The organism is Roseofilum acuticapitatum BLCC-M154 (assembly GCF_030068475.1).
In the GTDB taxonomy this organism is placed as follows: domain Bacteria; phylum Cyanobacteriota; class Cyanobacteriia; order Cyanobacteriales; family Desertifilaceae; genus Roseofilum; species Roseofilum acuticapitatum.
This window is the reverse complement of the sequence record NZ_JAQOSP010000003.1, coordinates 1-16,512: the sequence shown is the minus strand read 5'-3', so window position 1 is coordinate 16,512 and position 16,512 is coordinate 1. Positions and strand designations below refer to the sequence as shown.

Annotated in this window: 17 protein-coding genes; 8 read left to right on the top strand and 9 right to left on the bottom strand. The window is 45.9% G+C overall.

The window, feature by feature from the left end:
- Nucleotides 1-90: 90 nt before the first annotated feature.
- On the bottom strand, nucleotides 91-651 hold the full coding sequence (locus tag PMG71_RS00305) for a peroxiredoxin (RefSeq protein ID WP_283751630.1): 561 nt from the start codon (nucleotides 649-651) through the stop codon (nucleotides 91-93).
- 104 nt (nucleotides 652-755) lie between these two features.
- Between PMG71_RS00305 and purS the strand changes: the two genes are divergently transcribed.
- Both purS and purQ read left to right on the top strand, forming a co-directional pair.
- Nucleotides 756-1,013 (top strand): phosphoribosylformylglycinamidine synthase subunit PurS, encoded by a 258-nt coding sequence (purS, locus tag PMG71_RS00300; RefSeq protein ID WP_283751629.1) that lies wholly within the window; start codon nucleotides 756-758, stop codon nucleotides 1,011-1,013.
- Between the two features lie 12 nt (nucleotides 1,014-1,025).
- A complete protein-coding gene (purQ, locus tag PMG71_RS00295) occupies nucleotides 1,026-1,694 on the top strand; it encodes a phosphoribosylformylglycinamidine synthase subunit PurQ (RefSeq protein WP_283751628.1) in 669 nt (222 codons plus the stop codon).
- A gap of 81 nt (nucleotides 1,695-1,775) precedes the next feature.
- On the opposite strand, the gene PMG71_RS00290 is transcribed toward purQ, so the two are convergent.
- Nucleotides 1,776-4,511: a CHASE2 domain-containing protein gene (locus PMG71_RS00290; protein ID WP_283751627.1), complete on the bottom strand. Its 2,736-nt coding sequence runs from the start codon at nucleotides 4,509-4,511 to the stop codon at nucleotides 1,776-1,778.
- Nucleotides 4,512-5,160: 649 nt separating this feature from the next.
- Here PMG71_RS00290 and PMG71_RS00285 point away from each other — a divergent pair.
- Nucleotides 5,161-6,123 (top strand): RluA family pseudouridine synthase, encoded by a 963-nt coding sequence (locus tag PMG71_RS00285; protein WP_283751626.1) that lies wholly within the window; start codon nucleotides 5,161-5,163, stop codon nucleotides 6,121-6,123.
- 7 nt (nucleotides 6,124-6,130) lie between these two features.
- On the opposite strand, the gene PMG71_RS00280 is transcribed toward PMG71_RS00285, so the two are convergent.
- The 3 genes from PMG71_RS00280 to eno all read right to left on the bottom strand — a co-directional run bounded on the left by PMG71_RS00280 (nucleotide 6,131) and on the right by eno (nucleotide 8,613).
- A complete protein-coding gene (locus PMG71_RS00280; RefSeq protein WP_283751625.1) occupies nucleotides 6,131-6,889 on the bottom strand; it encodes a phycobilisome rod-core linker polypeptide in 759 nt (252 codons plus the stop codon).
- Nucleotides 6,890-7,040: 151 nt separating this feature from the next.
- On the bottom strand, nucleotides 7,041-7,175 hold the full coding sequence (locus PMG71_RS00275; protein WP_283751624.1) for a hypothetical protein: 135 nt from the start codon (nucleotides 7,173-7,175) through the stop codon (nucleotides 7,041-7,043).
- A gap of 145 nt (nucleotides 7,176-7,320) precedes the next feature.
- A complete protein-coding gene (eno, locus tag PMG71_RS00270; protein WP_283751623.1) occupies nucleotides 7,321-8,613 on the bottom strand; it encodes a phosphopyruvate hydratase in 1,293 nt (430 codons plus the stop codon).
- A 114-nt stretch (nucleotides 8,614-8,727) separates the two neighbouring features.
- Here eno and gloA point away from each other — a divergent pair, with 114 nt between their 5' ends.
- Both gloA and PMG71_RS00260 read left to right on the top strand, forming a co-directional pair.
- Nucleotides 8,728-9,114 (top strand): lactoylglutathione lyase, encoded by a 387-nt coding sequence (gloA, locus tag PMG71_RS00265; protein ID WP_283751622.1) that lies wholly within the window; start codon nucleotides 8,728-8,730, stop codon nucleotides 9,112-9,114.
- Between the two features lie 18 nt (nucleotides 9,115-9,132).
- On the top strand, nucleotides 9,133-10,815 hold the full coding sequence (locus PMG71_RS00260) for a DUF2079 domain-containing protein (protein WP_283751621.1): 1,683 nt from the start codon (nucleotides 9,133-9,135) through the stop codon (nucleotides 10,813-10,815).
- Nucleotides 10,816-11,098: 283 nt separating this feature from the next.
- On the opposite strand, the gene PMG71_RS00255 is transcribed toward PMG71_RS00260, so the two are convergent.
- On the bottom strand, nucleotides 11,099-11,881 hold the full coding sequence (locus tag PMG71_RS00255) for a DUF4058 family protein (RefSeq protein ID WP_283751620.1): 783 nt from the start codon (nucleotides 11,879-11,881) through the stop codon (nucleotides 11,099-11,101).
- Between the two features lie 332 nt (nucleotides 11,882-12,213).
- On the opposite strand from PMG71_RS00255, the gene PMG71_RS00250 reads away from it, so the two are divergent.
- The 3 genes from PMG71_RS00250 to PMG71_RS00240 all read left to right on the top strand — a co-directional run bounded on the left by PMG71_RS00250 (nucleotide 12,214) and on the right by PMG71_RS00240 (nucleotide 14,866).
- Nucleotides 12,214-14,178: a bifunctional serine/threonine-protein kinase/formylglycine-generating enzyme family protein gene (locus PMG71_RS00250; RefSeq protein ID WP_283751619.1), complete on the top strand. Its 1,965-nt coding sequence runs from the start codon at nucleotides 12,214-12,216 to the stop codon at nucleotides 14,176-14,178.
- 209 nt (nucleotides 14,179-14,387) lie between these two features.
- Nucleotides 14,388-14,585, top strand: a complete 198-nt coding sequence (locus tag PMG71_RS00245) for a hypothetical protein (RefSeq protein ID WP_283751618.1) — start codon at nucleotides 14,388-14,390, stop codon at nucleotides 14,583-14,585.
- 5 nt (nucleotides 14,586-14,590) lie between these two features.
- A complete protein-coding gene (locus PMG71_RS00240) occupies nucleotides 14,591-14,866 on the top strand; it encodes a hypothetical protein (protein ID WP_283751617.1) in 276 nt (91 codons plus the stop codon).
- Nucleotides 14,867-15,211: 345 nt separating this feature from the next.
- Here PMG71_RS00240 and PMG71_RS00235 read toward each other — a convergent pair whose 3' ends face one another.
- The 3 genes from PMG71_RS00235 to PMG71_RS00225 form a co-directional block, all read right to left on the bottom strand.
- Complete coding sequence (locus PMG71_RS00235) at nucleotides 15,212-15,430, bottom strand: type II toxin-antitoxin system HicA family toxin (RefSeq protein WP_283751616.1); 219 nt, start codon at nucleotides 15,428-15,430, stop codon at nucleotides 15,212-15,214.
- The gene (locus PMG71_RS00230; protein WP_283751615.1) at nucleotides 15,430-15,669 is read right to left on the bottom strand and encodes a type II toxin-antitoxin system HicB family antitoxin; all 240 of its coding nucleotides are present in this window, start codon (nucleotides 15,667-15,669) and stop codon (nucleotides 15,430-15,432) included. The genes PMG71_RS00235 and PMG71_RS00230 overlap by 1 nt, the downstream gene beginning before the upstream one ends.
- 108 nt (nucleotides 15,670-15,777) lie before the next feature.
- On the bottom strand, nucleotides 15,778-16,176 hold the full coding sequence (locus PMG71_RS00225) for a tetratricopeptide repeat protein (protein WP_283751614.1): 399 nt from the start codon (nucleotides 16,174-16,176) through the stop codon (nucleotides 15,778-15,780).
- Nucleotides 16,177-16,512 lie beyond the last annotated feature (336 nt).

Genomic DNA, 16,512 nt, shown 5'->3' with positions numbered 1-16,512 from the left:
AGCGAGACGCTCCCACTCTAGTCAGATCAATGGATTTCAGGAGTGCGGGCAAAATGCCCGCTTCTCTTTTCCGATTAACCGGTATACGGTTTAATTGAGTTGCTGTAGTTCATCCAAACGGGCGAGAACTTCTTGGGAGTGAATGGCAGGACGAACACCGGTAAAGGTGGCGCGGAGAATGCCATCGGGGTCGATAATAAAGGTATGGCGCATGGAGATAAACTGCAACCAGGAACCATAGGCTTTGCTCACTTCGCCTGTGGTATCGGCAAGCAGGGGAAATTTTAAGCCTTCACTGTCGCAGAAATCGGCATGGGATTTAATATCATCGGCGCTAATGCCTAGGATTTGGGTATTGCGCTTGAGGTATTCGGGTAAGTCTTCTTGAAAGCGCCGGGCTTCTAGGGTACAACCGGGGGTGAAGTCGGCAGGGTAGAAGTAGGCGACTACCCATTTTCCTTGGTAGTCGGAAAGGGCGATTTCTCCGTCTCCGGTGTTGGTGGGCAGTTGGAAGGAGGGGGCGGGTTGCCCAATTTGGGGGAGTTTGCCGCCTAGGGCGAGGGTGGATGGTGCAAAGGGAAGGGAGAGGAGCAGGAGGAGGCAACTACTGAGGATGAGGCGTAAGAGCGATCGCCGATTGAATGGATTCATGGGTATTTATGTTTAATAGGAGTTCAATTGCTCACTGTAGCAGTTTCTTTATGGGGAAAGGGGGTGTACTCTTAGAAGTGGTGTACCCTAAAGGCAAGTCAATCGTGGCTCAAACCTATCGTGCGAAAATTTTTGTCACTTTGCGCCCTTCCGTTCTCGATCCGGCGGGGGTGGCGGTGGAGTCGGGCTTAAAACAGTTGGGTTATGAAACTGTGGAAGGAGTCAGAATTGGCAAATATATTGATTTGAAATTGCAAGCGGAGGGAGAAAGGGAGGCTCAGGAGCAGCTCGATCAAATGTGCGATCGCCTGTTAGCGAATCCTGTGATTGAAAATTATCGTTTTGATTTGATTCCAGAGTAGGGAGGAGAGATCGTGAAGTTTGGGGTGGTGGTTTTTCCCGGTTCTAACTGCGATCGCGATATGGTGTATGCCCTGCGCGATGGCTTAGGTTGCCCAACTCGGTTAATTTGGCATCAGGAAACGACGTTAGAGGATGTGGAGGGGGTGGTATTACCGGGAGGATTTAGCTATGGGGATTATTTGCGCTGCGGGGCGATCGCCCGGTTTTCTCCCATTATGACGGCGATCGTCGAACATGCCCATCAAGGCAAACCCGTCTTGGGCATCTGTAACGGATTTCAAGTCTTAACCGAGGTGGGATTACTGCCGGGAGCCTTAACCCGGAATCAAGGACTGCATTTTGTCTGCGATCGTATCACCTTAAAAGTAGACAATAATCAAACCTCCTTTACCCATTTATACGCCAAAGATCAGAGGGTAACCATCCCCATCGCCCATGGAGAAGGACGCTATTATGCCGATGCCGAAACCCTCGCCCAAATCGAAGACAATCAGCAAGTTCTCTTCCGCTATCTAGGCGAAAATCCCAATGGTTCCCTGAATGATATCGCCGGAATTTGTAATTCAAAAGGCAATGTTATGGGCATGATGCCTCACCCTGAACGCGCCAGCGATCCCATCTTAGGAGGAACAGATGGATTAACCTTATTTAAGAGTCTTTTGGAGAGCATGAATCATTAATTATTGATATCAGAAGTAGGGTGGGCAATGCCCGCCCTAGGTTTATTACTCTAATTAAAATCCTCAACTCATCAACAGTATTTACAGTATTTTCTGCAAAAGTTCCTCAATACTTTCCACATCAAAATTCGCTGCCAAATCTTCCAACTGCATCACAAATGCTTCATAACTAGCATCGAGTTCTCGAATCCGGTCTAATTCTACTTTAATGGCTTCAATATCGCCAATTTTAGCTGCATAATGTAAGCTTTTTAGCTCTACATTTTCCGGTATTTTTTGTTCCTTAACTTCCGCAGAACCAGGAGAATTATAACCTTCTATTTCTTGATTTTCATAAATCCATTCTAAATGCAGATAATCCTCTAATTTATCCAACAACTCATCAATTTGAACCGGTTTTGATAATACATCATTAGCACCCGACTCTAAAAACTGAACTCGATCAGAAGCAAATGCACGCACGGATGCAATTAAAATAATCGTGTTTTGAAATTGGGTCAATCGTCGTAAATGCTGGATCATCTCTAACCCATCCATAACCGGCATTCCCACATCACTAATAATTAAATCAGGCTTAAATTTTTCCGCGACTTCTAAGCCCTCTTGACCATTTTCTGCTTCGGCTAACTCAAACCCTAAAGGAGATAAAATTTCGATGAAAATACCCCGATTTTGCCAACGATTATCAACAATTAAAATCCGGGGAGCTATGCCTTTAATTTGAATTGGTTTTTGTTTGATTTTCTGTTTTTTATCAATCCATTTAGAAGGGTTACTTTTCAAGTTAAGAAGAATCTGAAATTGACTCCCTTTACCCAATTCACTTTTAACTTTTATTTCTCCCTCCATCAAATCAATAATTTGATGAGTAATCGCTAACCCTAAACCCGTTCCTTCTGCATTTTGGCTTTTACTTCCCACTTGCTCAAAGGGCAAAAAAATAGTTTTTATTTGTTCAGGAGTCATTCCCACACCGCTATCTTCAATGGCAAATACAAGGGGATAAATAATAGCATCAGAATCTAAACCAATTACTGGAGTGCGTCGATAAATATGGAATATCACTCCCCCTTTGTAGGTGAATTTAATGGCATTACCAATTAAATTAATTAAAACCTGTCTGAGGCGTTTTTCATCAAAATATAGAGTGTCTGGTAGATCATCATCCATTTTATAAATAAATTCAATATCTTTTTGTTCTGCCTTGATGCGACAAATTTCAGCTACACCCATCAAAAAGGATTGAACATGAACATCGGTAGGGTTTAAGTCCATCTTACGCGCTTCAATTTTGGCTAGATCGAGAATATCATTAATTAAATTGAGTAAATGCGTTCCACATTGATTGATGATATTGATACTATTAACTTGCTGAGAATTTAAGCTAGAATCTCTAATCAAAATTTGACTATAACCAAGAATTCCATTTAAGGGGGTGCGTAATTCATGACTCATATTGGCTAAGAATTCACTTTTGGCTTTATTAGCATCATCTGCTGCGAGTTTAGCTGCTTGTAATTCTTGAGTCCGTTCAGCAACTTTGGCTTCTAAGGTGCGTAGATATTCTTGCAGTTGTTGTTGAGATTTTCTCAGATTATTCCAGAGGGTATAACTTGTTTTTAAGAGTGCAGAGGTGGTTAAGGCAAAAATAGAGGGAATAACGGGTATCCACCAGCCCTGAAGAAAGAGAAGATAACTTAGACCCATCAGGCTGGCAGCACTGATAATAAAATTGAGAGTGGTTCGACCAATATAAAGTTTGGCAACATCGTCTATTAAGCGCCATTGACTAATCCATTTTGCGCCAATGATTGACCAGAAAAAAATCCATAGGTATTCGTAAATATCGGGCCAGGTTTTGATGGATAAGCGGCCATTAATGGCTGCGCTGATGATCTGGCTGATTAAGTTGGCATTGACTTCTACTCCGGCCATGGCTTGAGGAATGCCTTGGATCTCATTACTATAGGGGGTTAAGACGGATTCTTTTAAGCTTTTGGCGGTGGAACCAATTAAGACAATGCGATCGCGCATTAAATCCGGTGGAATGCGCTCTTCTAGGACATCCATTAAAGAAACCGTGATAAAACTGCCGGGTTTACCGCGATAATTGAGCAGAATTTGGTAACCGGCATCATTGCTGTGGATATAGGCCCCATCATTGCTGGAAAAGGGATAAAATTGGGCCTGCCCTAGGGTGATCTCAAAGTCTTCTGTAATGGTGGGAAGAATATTTTGGGTTTCTAGGTACAATAGGGCTAGACGAAAGCCTAAACTGAGGATCGTATTGCCTTGATCGTCATCAAGATAAAGAAATCCTCGGCGAATTTTACCATCTACATCCCAGGGAAAGTCATTGGCACTGATTTGGCCGAGTTCCGCTAAGACGGGAGGGGGGGCGATCGCCAACCCATCACTATCTCCTACGACTTTTTGAATGCCAATTAAATTAGAAGTGGCTCGAAATAGGGTCGTTAAATCCTCATATCCTGGCTCAACGGGTAAATTGCGGTATAAATTTAATCCGATAACAGTGGGATTTTGGGCTTTTACTTTTTCTAAGACTTGGGTTAAGGTGGCATCGGAGATCGGCCAAGTGCCCAAGGTTTGCAGATCTGCCTCATTAATGCCAATAATGATGATGCGATCGTCGATCGCTTCTTGTTGGCGCAAGCGAAACCCTTGATCTAATGCCGCCAGTTCTAAAGGTTGCAATACCCCCGTCAGCCGCACCCCAACGATCGCTGCGGTTATGCTAGTAGCGGTGAGCAAGATTTTACCCCATCCCTTGATTGTGCCGCTCAACTTTGCCCGCATCCCTTAAACCTGCTCACTAAGAATTGGTTCAACCATAGCTTTCTCTCGTGGGCTGCTATGAAGGGTTGACCTTATCTTCTAGTTTACTGTTGCTATCATACAGTGGATAGTTATCAATACTAATTTAGGGGCAATGTGATGAATTGCCCCTACAAATGATAAGGATTATGGCTGGGGTTCAGTTATGGCAAAAGTGCGATGGTATTCTTCTGACTAATTATACTGCATCAGAGGAGTTTAAAACGGGTTGAAGATTCAGTATATTTAATGACTGATAAAAATAGAGCCAGTGGAATGACTCATAAGTAAAATAGCTAAAGCTTTAGCCTTTGGGGTTAAACAATTCAGAGGTTATCCACATAAACAACATTTACAGTTATTGCCATCGTCATCACAGCATTGGCAACAATCAATGGCAAGGTTCTGTTTCATGATGTTTGGGTTTCGTGGGGAACACCCTACACTATTGATAGCGGCGATCGCCAAAAGGATCTGGAGCAGTTTCGGTAGATTATTCATTGTGTATATGCACCCTTGAACTCTGGATACCTTCACTTTACCGCTTTTTTTCTCAAGTGACATAGGGGGAGAAACCACTTATTTTAAAGTAGTGATTCAAGCTATCCTATCGATCTACTACCCATTGCCCATGACGATCGCCAAACCTATAGTTGTGATTGTGAATTCATCGGAAATGATAGATCTTCAAGTCAAGCAGAAAGCCGATCGCCTGGATCGCTATCTCTCGGAGCAGTTACCGGATTTTTCGCGCTCCCGTCTCCAGAAATTGATCGATCGCGGTCAAGTGAAAGTGAACGATTGCGTCTGCCAACTGAAGAAAATGACTCTACAACCGGGCGATCGCATTACCTTAGAGTTGCCCCCCGTGGAACCGATTGACCTAATTCCGGAAGAGATGCCCCTAGATATTCTCTATGAAGATGAGCAGATCTTAATTATCAATAAACCGGCTGGCTTAGTGGTACATCCCTCCGCAGGTCATGAAACCGGGACATTAGTTCATGGCATTTTAGCCCATTGTCCTGACTTAAAAGGCATTGGCGGCGAGCAACGACCGGGAATTGTCCATCGACTGGATAAGGATACTACCGGCGCTCTGGCGATCGCCAAAACCGACACCGCTCTTTATCATCTCCAAGCTCAACTGAAAGACAAAACCGCTCGTCGCGACTATCTCGGTATTGTCCATGGTTCCCCCAGCAGCGAAAGCGGAACCGTTGACCAACCCATTGGCAGACATCCCGGCGATCGCCAAAAAATGGCGATCGTACCCGTGGAAAAAGGCGGCCGTGCTTCCATCACCCACTGGCAAGTCCAAGAGCGCCTCGGTAACTACACCCTCATCCATTTCCAACTCGAAACCGGCCGTACCCATCAAATTCGCGTCCACAGCGCCTTTATCGGCCATCCCCTCGTCGGAGATGCCACCTATAGCCGCAACCGCTCCCTCGGCATTAATCTCTCTGGACAAGCCCTCCATGCTTGGCGACTGCGCCTAGAGCATCCCACAAAAAAGGAGTGGATAGAAGCCATTGCTCCACCACCCCCAGAATTTAATAAACTTTTACAAGTCCTTAGACAAAGAGCTTAAGCACCCATTAGGACTTGCGATAAGGAGCCGCAATAGGCAGAGTTGCGGTTGAAACCCGTCCTACTCCTCCGGGCCGGGCACTGCCGATAGACTTAGCCATATCCAAGAAACTGACAGGGCTGCCAGCAGACGGTGCTTTTTCTTGGGGAGTAAACTTGCGGATTTGGTTTTGCCAAACGGTTTGGGGGAAGCCCAACTGAGAACGGTGATAAGCTTCATACCGAGGAGTCTTCAGGTTAAAAGGAGTTTCTCCTACTGCCCGTTGGGGAAGAACCCGCCGACGCTGGTAAGGAACCGTGTCATAACCAAAGTTTTCCAGGTATTCATCGCTCTCTAGGAGTTCATCGACGAATCCGGCTACACCTTTATTCACAATCACGATCGACCAAGCAATGGTTTCCCGCTTACTGTATACATCGCGGCCCAACAAGCGTTGAACGCAGATTTCTACAAAGCGGTAGTTACTATTGGTTTCAAAGTTCCGACGCATAAAAGGATCGGAGGTGACTAAACCTTTAATGAAATCACGCACGGTGATTTGACCATACCGGAGTTGAGACTCTAGGGCGGTTTGTCTATTTTGCTTGAGCATTTGGTGTTCGCTATAAACCTGGCGATAGGCAGCCCAGATTAATTCATCCAGGCCACTGCCAGAGAGCAGATCTTCCGTGGAAAAAACAATGGGTTGCTCTTCGGAACCGGTTTCATAGCCGGCAACACGCACATTTTGACTTTTTGGAGAGTAGTTTAATAAAGGAATTGCCACCTTGGTATATCTCCCGAATCTTAGAAAAACTTACATTCCTTAACTATTTACTATATATCAGACTTTGGGCCAATCCTGTAGAAAGGTTGATCAATAAAATTGAATGAGTAATTCTGGTTTTAATGCAAGAATTCTTAATCTTTCTTAAAAATTATGACCGATTACTGTCCAGAGCGGGTAATGCTTCCGGATGCACTTCTTCTTGCCAGACCACATAACTTTTGCGTAATTCTCTGTCTTGATAGAGTCGAGATATTTTTATGGATTTTTGGCTGAGATTAACCATTGGGTAAGATTTAAGTGGGTTTGTTCTATAGTATCCTCTCCAGATTCTGGAATATACACCCAGATCTATCCATAGGTATATCTGTAGGGGCGAACGGCCGTTCGCCCCTACAACTAGGGGTTTTGGGAATTTCTCAGCAAGAGTCTTAGCCGATCTTGGGCCCTAAACCGACGGTTCCGGCGTAGACTGCCATTTCGCCTAATTCATCTTCAATGCGTAGTAGACGATTATACTTGGCGATTCGTTCGCTGCGGGAGAGAGAACCGGTTTTAATTTGACCTGCGTTGGTGGCAACGGCGAGATCGGCGATGGTGGTATCTTCGGTTTCTCCGGAACGGTGACTGATGACGGAACGATAGCTGGAGCGAGCGCCCAGGGCGATGGTATCCATGGTTTCGGTCAGAGATCCAATTTGATTGAGTTTAATCAAAATGGCATTACCAACGGAGCGATCGATACCTTGCTGTAGGCGCGTGGGGTTGGTCACAAATAAGTCATCGCCGACGAGCTGAATGCGATTACCCAATTTCTCCGTCGCTAGTTTCCAATTGTCCCAATCATCTTCAAAGAGGGCATCTTCCATGGAAACAATGGGATAGCGATCGATTAAACTGCCCAAATAGCCGATAAACTCTTCTGCCGAGTGAGAAGAGCCATCATAAACATAATTTCCATTATCGTAGAATTCGCTGGCGGCTAAATCAAGCGCTAAGGAAACTTGCTTTCCGGGTTCATATCCCGCCTTGCTAATGGCTTCCATCAGAATATCTAGAGCGGCTTGGTTAGACTCTAAATTAGGCGCATATCCCCCTTCATCTCCGACTCCCGTCAGTAAATTGCGCTCTTTAAGAACCTTACTCAAGGATGCAAAAACTTCTGCACCCCAGCGTAGAGCCTCCTTAAATGTAGATGCACCATGGGGGACAATCATAAACTCCTGGAAATCCACATTATTATCCGCATGGGCCCCACCATTGATTACATTCATCATGGGAACCGGGAGGACATTGGCGGAAGGGCCGCCCAAATAGCGGTATAGGGGCAATCCTAGGGTTTCGGCGGCGGCTTTAGCGGTGGCTAAGGAAACGGCGAGAATTGCATTTGCACCCAATTCTTTCTTATTGCTTGTGCCATCCCGGTCAATCATCAGATGGTCAACCAACCGTTGATTGAGAGCATCTACCCCAATTAGAGTTGGGGTGATTTTTTCTTTAACGTTGCGAACGGCGGTTAAGACTCCTTTGCCACCATAGCGAGCGGGGTCATCATCTCGGAGTTCATGGGCTTCAAAGCTGCCAGTCGATGCACCACTGGGGACTTGGGCTAAACCCATAGCACCGTTGGCTAAATAGACTTCTGCTTCTACTGTGGGGCGGCCTCTAGAGTCGAGAATTTCGCGGGCGTTGATTTGGGCGATCGCCGTATCGAGTTCAGGCATAATCTTAGAGTTGTCCTTATTGTGTCTAGGGAACGTTTGCTAGAATACGCCATGGATAGCCAATCTGCCTTGAATTTTGGAAAGTATTTGGGATTGAAACTAGGGGATTAAACTATGCGATTTTTGCACACCATGTTACGAGTGAAAAACTTAGAAGAGTCCCTAAGCTTTTATTGCGACGTTTTAGGGATGAAGCTGCTGCGGCAAAAGGATTATCCGGGAGGAGAGTTTACCCTAGCCTTTGTCGGGTATGGGGAAGAATCGGATCATACGGTTTTGGAGCTGACCTATAACTGGGGTAAAGACCAGTATGATCTCGGTGATGCCTATGGTCATATTGCCCTAGGAGTCGAGGATATCTATCAAACCTGTGAGCAAATTACGGCTAAGGGGGGTAAAGTGGTGCGCGAACCGGGGCCGATGAAACATGGCTCTACAGTAATTGCTTTTGTGGAAGACCCCAATGGCTATAAAGTGGAACTGATTCAAACTAAGTCTTAAGTAGACCTGAATGACGGTATGACTGCCAATTTTCCGCAAGGGCGAAACCTAACCCCCCTTCAAGCTGATGAATGGAAACCCCTGCTGATGGTCGGGGGATTTTTTTTGATGGTCTGTATGGCGCTGGTGTTGCATCGCCATTTCACATTCTATTCGTCCTACGATCAGGGCATTTTTAATCAGGTGATGTGGAATGGAGTCCAGGGTAATTTTTTCCAAAGTAGTTTGTCTTCTCAGCTTTCGACGAATGTGGTTCATGCTGGGGAAATGCCGGATGTGAGTTATCACCGGTTGGGACAGCATTTTACTCCGGCTTTGTTGCTCTGGTTGCCGTTCTATTCTTGGTTTCCCCAAGCTGCTACCCTGTCGGTATTATTAGTGACGGCAATTTCGGCGGCAGCTCTGGTATTATATGTGCTTGCTCGGCAGTATTTGGAGCCGATTCCAGCTCGCTGGATTACATTTAGCTATTATGGGGCCCATGCGGTAATCGGGCCAACCCTGTGTAATTTCCACGATAATTTTCAGTTGCCCCTGTTTATGTTTACGCTGCTGCTGGCCATGGAAAAGCGCTGGTGGTGGCTGTTTGCTCTCATGTGTCCTTTGATTTTAGCCATTCGTGAGGATACGGGGATTGCCTTGTTTGGGGTGGGGATGTATATGATTTTGAGCCGCCGGTTTCCTCGGATTGGGGCGATCGTGTGTTTGCTGAGTTTTGGGTATATTTTGGCATTGACTAATCTGATCATGCCCCTGTTTTCCGATGATATTTCTAAGCGGTTTATGTTGGAGCAGTTTGGCCAATATACGGAGGCTGAGGAAGCGTCAACTCTGGATATTATTCGGGGGATGTTGATGAATCCGGGGAAATTGGCGATCGAATTGTTTACCCCATTTTCCCTGACCTTTAGGTATATTCTTGCTCAATGGTTGCCCTTTGCCTTTGTGCCTGTGGTTGCGCCGACTGCCTGGATTATTGCCGGGTTTCCCTTACTGAAATTACTGGTCGGTCAAACGACTTCCCTACTCTCGATTAATGTGCGCTATGCTATAGCTTTGGTTCCGGGCCTTTGTTATGGGACGATTTTATGGTGGGCTGGGGAAGGGTTTAATAATTTTTTTCAGCCCCATAAACCCCGTGAACCTCGGTCTTTGACGCGCTTTTGGAGACGGTTTTGGGCGATATGTCTTAGCACTTCGATTTTTTTGGCGATCGCCGCTAATCCCAATCGCACCTTATACTTTATAGTGCCCGATGCCGTGGAGCCATGGGTTTATGTCTCTCCCCTCCAACAGTGGCAAAGAAGCCGAGAAATTTATCAAATTATCGGTCAAATTCCAGAAGATGCCAGTGTTTCAGCGACAACCTATATTGTTCCCCATCTTTCCAGTCGTCGCGAGATTATCCGTTCTCCCTTTGTGTTTATTCGGGGCGATAATGGGCAGGTGGAAACGGTAGATTATCTGGTAGTGGATTTATGGCGTTTAGTGCGCTATCAATCGGCATTTTCAGAGGATAGGGAATCTCTCAACATCCATCTGGGTTTAATTCATCATCTCCTGGCGACTTCCCAGTATGGCATCACTGATTTTATCAATGGGGTGATTTTAATGCAAAAAGGGGTTAATTCTGTTCCCCAGGAGTTACAGGAATGGCAAGAATATGAACAATCCATTCAACCGATTTTGAATCAACCGTAAGCCCTGAAACAGGGCAGGGGCGGGTTTACGACATTGATGGGTGGGTTTCCTAATTTTGGGTAAACCCGCCCCTACGCATCAATGAATCATATCAAGTCCAGTTTCCGCAAGCGGACATGAAAATTGGTTAAGAAGCGGGCAAGATGCCCGCACTCCTCTAATCCCTTGATATTGCTGGAGTGGGAGCATCTTGCTCCCTGGATTTTTAATTAGGGTATTTCCGCTTCGCGGACATGAATAAGCGAACTTGATATCATGGCCAATTTTTAATTTTTAATGGATATCAGATTAGGAGTGTCTTCACCCAAGCTGCCAGTTTCCCAGAAAGAGCAGGAATAGGAGCTTGATTATAATCAATGCGGAAGTGATAACCACCACGGTCATAAACCCCATCGAGAATGGGTTTTAGATCAAACACTAAGGAATTTTCTCCAACCTGCAACGGTAACTCAATCTTGGGGATAGCCTCCGGTAAATTGAAGGCGTAAAGTTGGGCATGAGGCCTATTATCCCATCGACTCACCAAAATTCGATAGTCTTTCAACTGAATTACCCCTTGCATTGGCATCGGTTTTCCCCCTCGGAGTAAATCAATCTCGACTAAGTGGGTAGAGTGAGTCAAAAGGCTCTGGCGCTTACGCAGATAAGCCTCCTTTCCCTCTCCTGCTCGTTTGTTCTTCGGTGAGAGTAGCTCAATGACAGTGACCACCTGTCCCGTTTTGGTTTCCCGAATCTCTAAATACCGTTCTTCTACTTCCTCAGCTAATGCTACCGTCACTGTTTGCGCTTCATCGGGTTTCAACAATGTTGCTGTTGAAGTTGGATTCTGTTCTAATTCTTGAGTAGATTTGACCTGTGGAGCGATAACGGAAACATCGGGAATACCAATGAGGACGCTATCTTCTGGGGTACTCAAATAAACACGCTTTTCTATGGCTACATAATAGTTGGGCAGTAAGGTTGGTGCAATGCGATCGGCTATAGCCACAATCAGACGGCTATGCACTTCAGACCAAAGGTCTGGATGCTCCAGATAGGGATTCATTCCAGGGAATGGGGAAGGCATGGGTTTGATGGTATTGCTTAACCTATGATAAACGGCGCGATACTCAAATCTAGAACACCCGCCCCTGTCTAGAAACCCGGTTTCTTCAAGAAACCGGGTTTCTGGTCTTCGCCGGAATCAATCAATTGCCGCCCCTTGTCATCATTTAACCAAAATGGTTGGGGTGGGCGGGTTTACGACATTGATGGATGGGTTTCCTCGTTTTGGGTATAACCCGCCCCTACAATTGCTCTGGGTACTATACTAAAGTCGGGCATATCCACCCACCACCCAATCATTTTTAATTTTTTCGGCTGTCGCCGACATGAAAATTTTTAATTTTTAATTGAACCATGCCACAAGTGCTTGCGGGTCATTACCAAATCGAACGGAAACTGAGCGAGGGAGGATTTGGCATAACGTACCTCGCCAGAGATATCCACCGTCCGGGACATCCCCTCTGTGTGGTGAAACAGCTCAAGCTCCAGTTTAATAACCCCCAAGGTCTGAAAGTGGCGAAACGGTTATTTGACCAGGAAGGGGAAATTTTAGAAGAATTGGGAAATCACGATCAAATTCCGCGCCTGTTGGCATTTGTGGCAGAAGGAGGACAATTTTATCTGGTTCAGGAATATATCCAGGGTCATGAATTGAGACAGGAGATACAACCGGGAAAACCTTGGTCAGAGGAGCAGGTACTGAAACTCCTAGAAGAGATGCTCATCCCCTTGAAGTTTGTCCATCAAAAGCAAGTGATTCATCGGGATATTAAACCGGATAACTTGATGCGACGGGATGGGGATAACAAGCTGGTGTTGATTGACTTTGGAGCAGTCAAGCAAGAACTCTCCCAGATAACTCCCACCGGGGGAACGGTTTTCACCATTGCCATTGGCACACCCGGATATATGCCGACGGAACAAGCAGTAGGTAAGCCCAAATTAGCCAGCGATATCTATGCAGTGGGGATGACGGCCATAGAAGCCTTAACCGGAAAGTCACCCAGCCAGTTCAAAGATGACCCAGATACCCTAGAAGTGATTTGGCAACCCTTTGCGCCTCATGCCAGCCGGGGACTCAAGCGAGTGTTGCAGAAAATGGTTTATCAGCACTTTCGTCAGCGCTACAGTTCCGCGAGGGAAGCTTTGCAGGAGGTGAAAGAACTGCGAGGAGGGACTGTCCTACCGTCACCAACACCGCCGCCACGCCCAACAGTAGCATCGAATAACCCTACGCGACGGCGAGTCATTCAAGGTGTGGGTTTAGTGGGGATGGGATTTGTGGGGAGTTTGTTGGCGCGTTCGGTGATGGATGGATGGGGAGGAGAACTAGAACCGAGTGTTGAACCGGAAATACCAGTAGAACCGGAAATTAGTCCAGAACCAGAGCCTGAACCGGAACCACCACCCGAACCCGAACCGGAACCACAGCCAGAACCCGAACCAGAGGAACCCCAACTGCCCATCTTCCGGTTTGAAGTCGTGACCGTGAACCGACGGGGAGAAATTATTGCACGGGAAAATCGGCAAGCGCAATATTTCCAGGAGAATTTGGGAGCAGGCATCTTTTTAGATATGGTCGCTATTCCGGGGGGAACATTCCTCATGGGTTCGCCACCGGAGGAAAAAGACCGAGATAATGATGAAGGGCCGCAGCGTTCGGTGACGGTGCAGCCGTTTTATATGGGAAAATTTGAAGTTACCCAGGCGCAATGGCGCAGAGTAGCGTCGTTTCCGCAAGTGAATCGTACCCTAGAATCTAATCCCTCTCGTTTTAAGGGAGAAAACTTGCCCGTAGAACAAGTTTCATGGTACGATTGCGAGGAATTCTGCGCCCGGCTGTCCCGATATACGGGAAACTCCTATCGCTTGCCTTCCGAGGCGGAATGGGAATATGGCTGTCGCGCCGGAACGACTACCCCCTTTCATTTTGGCGACACCCTGACTACTGACCTCGCCAATTATAATGGGAGTACCGACTACAGATATGCTGATGAGCCGAAAGGAGAATATCGTCAGACCACCACCCCAGTAGGAAGTTTTCCACCAAATGGGTTTGGCTTGTATGATATGCATGGCAATCTGTGGGAGTGGTGTGCCGACCATTGGCATAATAATTATAATAACGCTCCTACTGATGGGAGTATATGGCTATCTAGCGATGAATCAAAATTAAGAGTGCTTCGCGGTGGTTATTGGTACAGCAGCGATTCGAGGGATTGTCGTTGCGCGAATCGGGTCTACGACAATCCCGACGTTCGTGACAACAACATCGGGCTGCGGGTTGTCCTTCCCCTCGTTTCGGGCAGGACTTTCTAGCCCTCTGCACTTTTGCCCTTTTGTGTGTTCCGCCGAAGGCGGAAAAATTTTTTGGGAAAAAACCGAGTTCTACTCTTTGACTATATATGCGGACACATTTCCTGACTATAGATCCTAGAATAGCAGAGACTGGGGGGAAAGTCAAGGCAAATCAATTAAAAATTAAAAATTTTCATGTCGGCGACAGCCGAAAAAATTAAAAATGAACAATGATCTGTAGGGGCGGGTTTTACCCAGATTTAGGACATAAACCAATCAATTCCCAAAACCCGCCCCACCCCCGCGAAGGGCTGGTGGGAATTGGGGGATATGGGTTAACCTGCCCCTACAGTAACCAGAACAGCGATCGCCTGATTAAAAACCAAATTATTTTAGATTATGATTATGGAAGTGTGATTTCCAGTTAAGCAATATGAATAGGAATATTCTCAAAACACAGGAAATTATAGAGAAATTGAGCGCTTTGCCCATTGAGAAGCAACAAATCGCAATTGATTTCATTGATTCCCTGTATCAAGAGACAGCGAACAAGAAAGTTGACCGAAAAAGCGTTTTAAGGTTATCCTTAGCCGAGCGAAATCGAATCTTAGAAGAGCAAGCAGAAGCCATGGTACAACATTATCAGGAAGATGACCAATGGAGGGAATGGACGGATTTAGATAGCGATCGCTTTTATGACTATAGCTAGTCTAAATGAGTTGTGCAACAGGAAAGTCCCTCTCCCTATATCCCTCTCCCTTGGGAGAGGGACTTTCCCCCTTCTCCTGCGGGAGAAGGGGGTAGGGGGATGAGGGGCAGGTATTACATAACTCATTTAAAAATGAACAATGATCTGTAGGGGCGGGTTATACCCAAATTTAGGACATAAACCAATTAATTATCTAAACCCGCCCCACCCCCGCGAAGGGTTGGGGGCAGGTTCACAACAGTTATTGGTGGGAATTGGGGGATATGGGTTAACCTGCCCCTACAGTAACCATAACAGACACTGAAAAACCGGGTTTATTCCACCGCCCTTTAAGGTTTCCAGAGACTACAAACTTTCCCATTCTTCTTCAGAAATACCCCCTTGCATTAAAATTCGTCTCAGCAAACCCTTACTAATATCTCCTTTATGGGGATTAGGAATACGAACTCGTAAACTTTCCCGAACCATAAATTGATGCTTTCCCCCAGAATAAGGGCCATCAAAACCAGCCGCTCTCAAGGCTGCAATTAACTCGCGGCGGGATATGGGGCCAAAAACAGGCATTATCCGACTAACTCCACCTTCAACTGCACGTCATCAAATGCGGGCAGTTCATCCCCCCTAGCAAGACCAATTAATACCCATTCTTCCAACACTTCTAACAGCTCTCGGCGACATTCTTCCAAAGTCTCACCCGTTGCCCAGACTCCAGCCGCACCAGCAATTGACCCATAAAATCCTTCTTCTTCCAGGAATTCATACGTCGCTTTTTCCATGGCTTCTTGTAGATACTCTTGAATCACAACCAACGCCTCCTATGTTTCGATGGGTCGCTGTTCTTTATTAGCATCAAACGGAATCATGATGAAGTCAATAGGCGATCGCACTAATAGATAGATCGCGCAAGCGTTCTAGAATTGAGTCAAGACCAGGGTTTTTCCGGTTTCACAGAGTAAGGCTATTTTTTGGCGCACCCAAGTGAAGGGGTTATGGGCTTTTTGGCCAAGGGCTTGGTTATAACTTTGATAGGCTTGATTATATTGTTGCAAATGATGGAGACATACACCTCGAAAGAGCTGTATGGTGCTATCTTGAGGATTAAGATTGAGGGCTTCTTCAAAGCTCCATAGGGCTTTTTGATAGTGGTGGAGATGGGTACAGGCACATCCTCGCTGAATCCAAAGGTTGATGTTTTCGGGATCGAAAATCAGAGCGCGGTCAAAGTGGGCGATCGCCTCTACATAGTTCCCTTCTTCGACACAGCGCTCGGCTTTTTGGGCATAATTTTGGCTCATTAGTGTTTTGGTCATTGCTAACTACCTCGTCTTTTATACCGATTTTTCCCTTAAGATTCACTGTTGAGCGCTAGGATTTCCTAGGCCATAAATGCTCCTATTATTTAGTATGTTCTGAGAAAAGAAAAATGGGAATAAGGGTATGACCCCCTAAGCAACCAACAAAGTTATAGAAATTTTCTTAATCCAAAAATAACGTAAATTTACTGATACAGCAGTTTTCGCTGTTATGTGGGACATCTTGATCCCCCTAAATCCCCCTTAAAAAGGGGGACTTTCCTATTCCCCCCTTTTTAAGGGGGGCAAGGGGGGATCTTTTCCTACTGTCCACCAATACAGCGCAAAGCGCTG

Excerpts from the sequence above, each read along its gene's own strand:
- PMG71_RS00275 (WP_283751624.1), bottom strand. The coding sequence starts at position 7,175 with ATGGTTAATCTCAGCCAAAAATCCATAAAAATATCTCGACTCTATCAA.
- PMG71_RS00235 (WP_283751616.1), bottom strand. The coding sequence starts at position 15,430 with ATGCCTGTTTTTGGCCCCATATCCCGCCGCGAGTTAATTGCAGCCTTG.
- PMG71_RS00290 (WP_283751627.1), bottom strand. The coding sequence starts at position 4,511 with ATGCGGGCAAAGTTGAGCGGCACAATCAAGGGATGGGGTAAAATCTTG.
- gloA (WP_283751622.1), top strand. The coding sequence starts at position 8,728 with ATGCGATTTTTGCACACCATGTTACGAGTGAAAAACTTAGAAGAGTCC.
- PMG71_RS00225 (WP_283751614.1), bottom strand. The coding sequence starts at position 16,176 with ATGACCAAAACACTAATGAGCCAAAATTATGCCCAAAAAGCCGAGCGC.
- PMG71_RS00285 (WP_283751626.1), top strand. The coding sequence starts at position 5,161 with ATGACGATCGCCAAACCTATAGTTGTGATTGTGAATTCATCGGAAATG.
- PMG71_RS00250 (WP_283751619.1), top strand. The coding sequence starts at position 12,214 with ATGCCACAAGTGCTTGCGGGTCATTACCAAATCGAACGGAAACTGAGC.
- PMG71_RS00305 (WP_283751630.1), bottom strand. The coding sequence starts at position 651 with ATGAATCCATTCAATCGGCGATCGCTCTTACGCCTCATCCTCAGTAGT.
- PMG71_RS00260 (WP_283751621.1), top strand. The coding sequence starts at position 9,133 with ATGACTGCCAATTTTCCGCAAGGGCGAAACCTAACCCCCCTTCAAGCT.
- PMG71_RS00255 (WP_283751620.1), bottom strand. The coding sequence starts at position 11,881 with ATGCCTTCCCCATTCCCTGGAATGAATCCCTATCTGGAGCATCCAGAC.
- PMG71_RS00245 (WP_283751618.1), top strand. The coding sequence starts at position 14,388 with ATGATCTGTAGGGGCGGGTTTTACCCAGATTTAGGACATAAACCAATC.
- PMG71_RS00240 (WP_283751617.1), top strand. The coding sequence starts at position 14,591 with ATGAATAGGAATATTCTCAAAACACAGGAAATTATAGAGAAATTGAGC.
- eno (WP_283751623.1), bottom strand. The coding sequence starts at position 8,613 with ATGCCTGAACTCGATACGGCGATCGCCCAAATCAACGCCCGCGAAATT.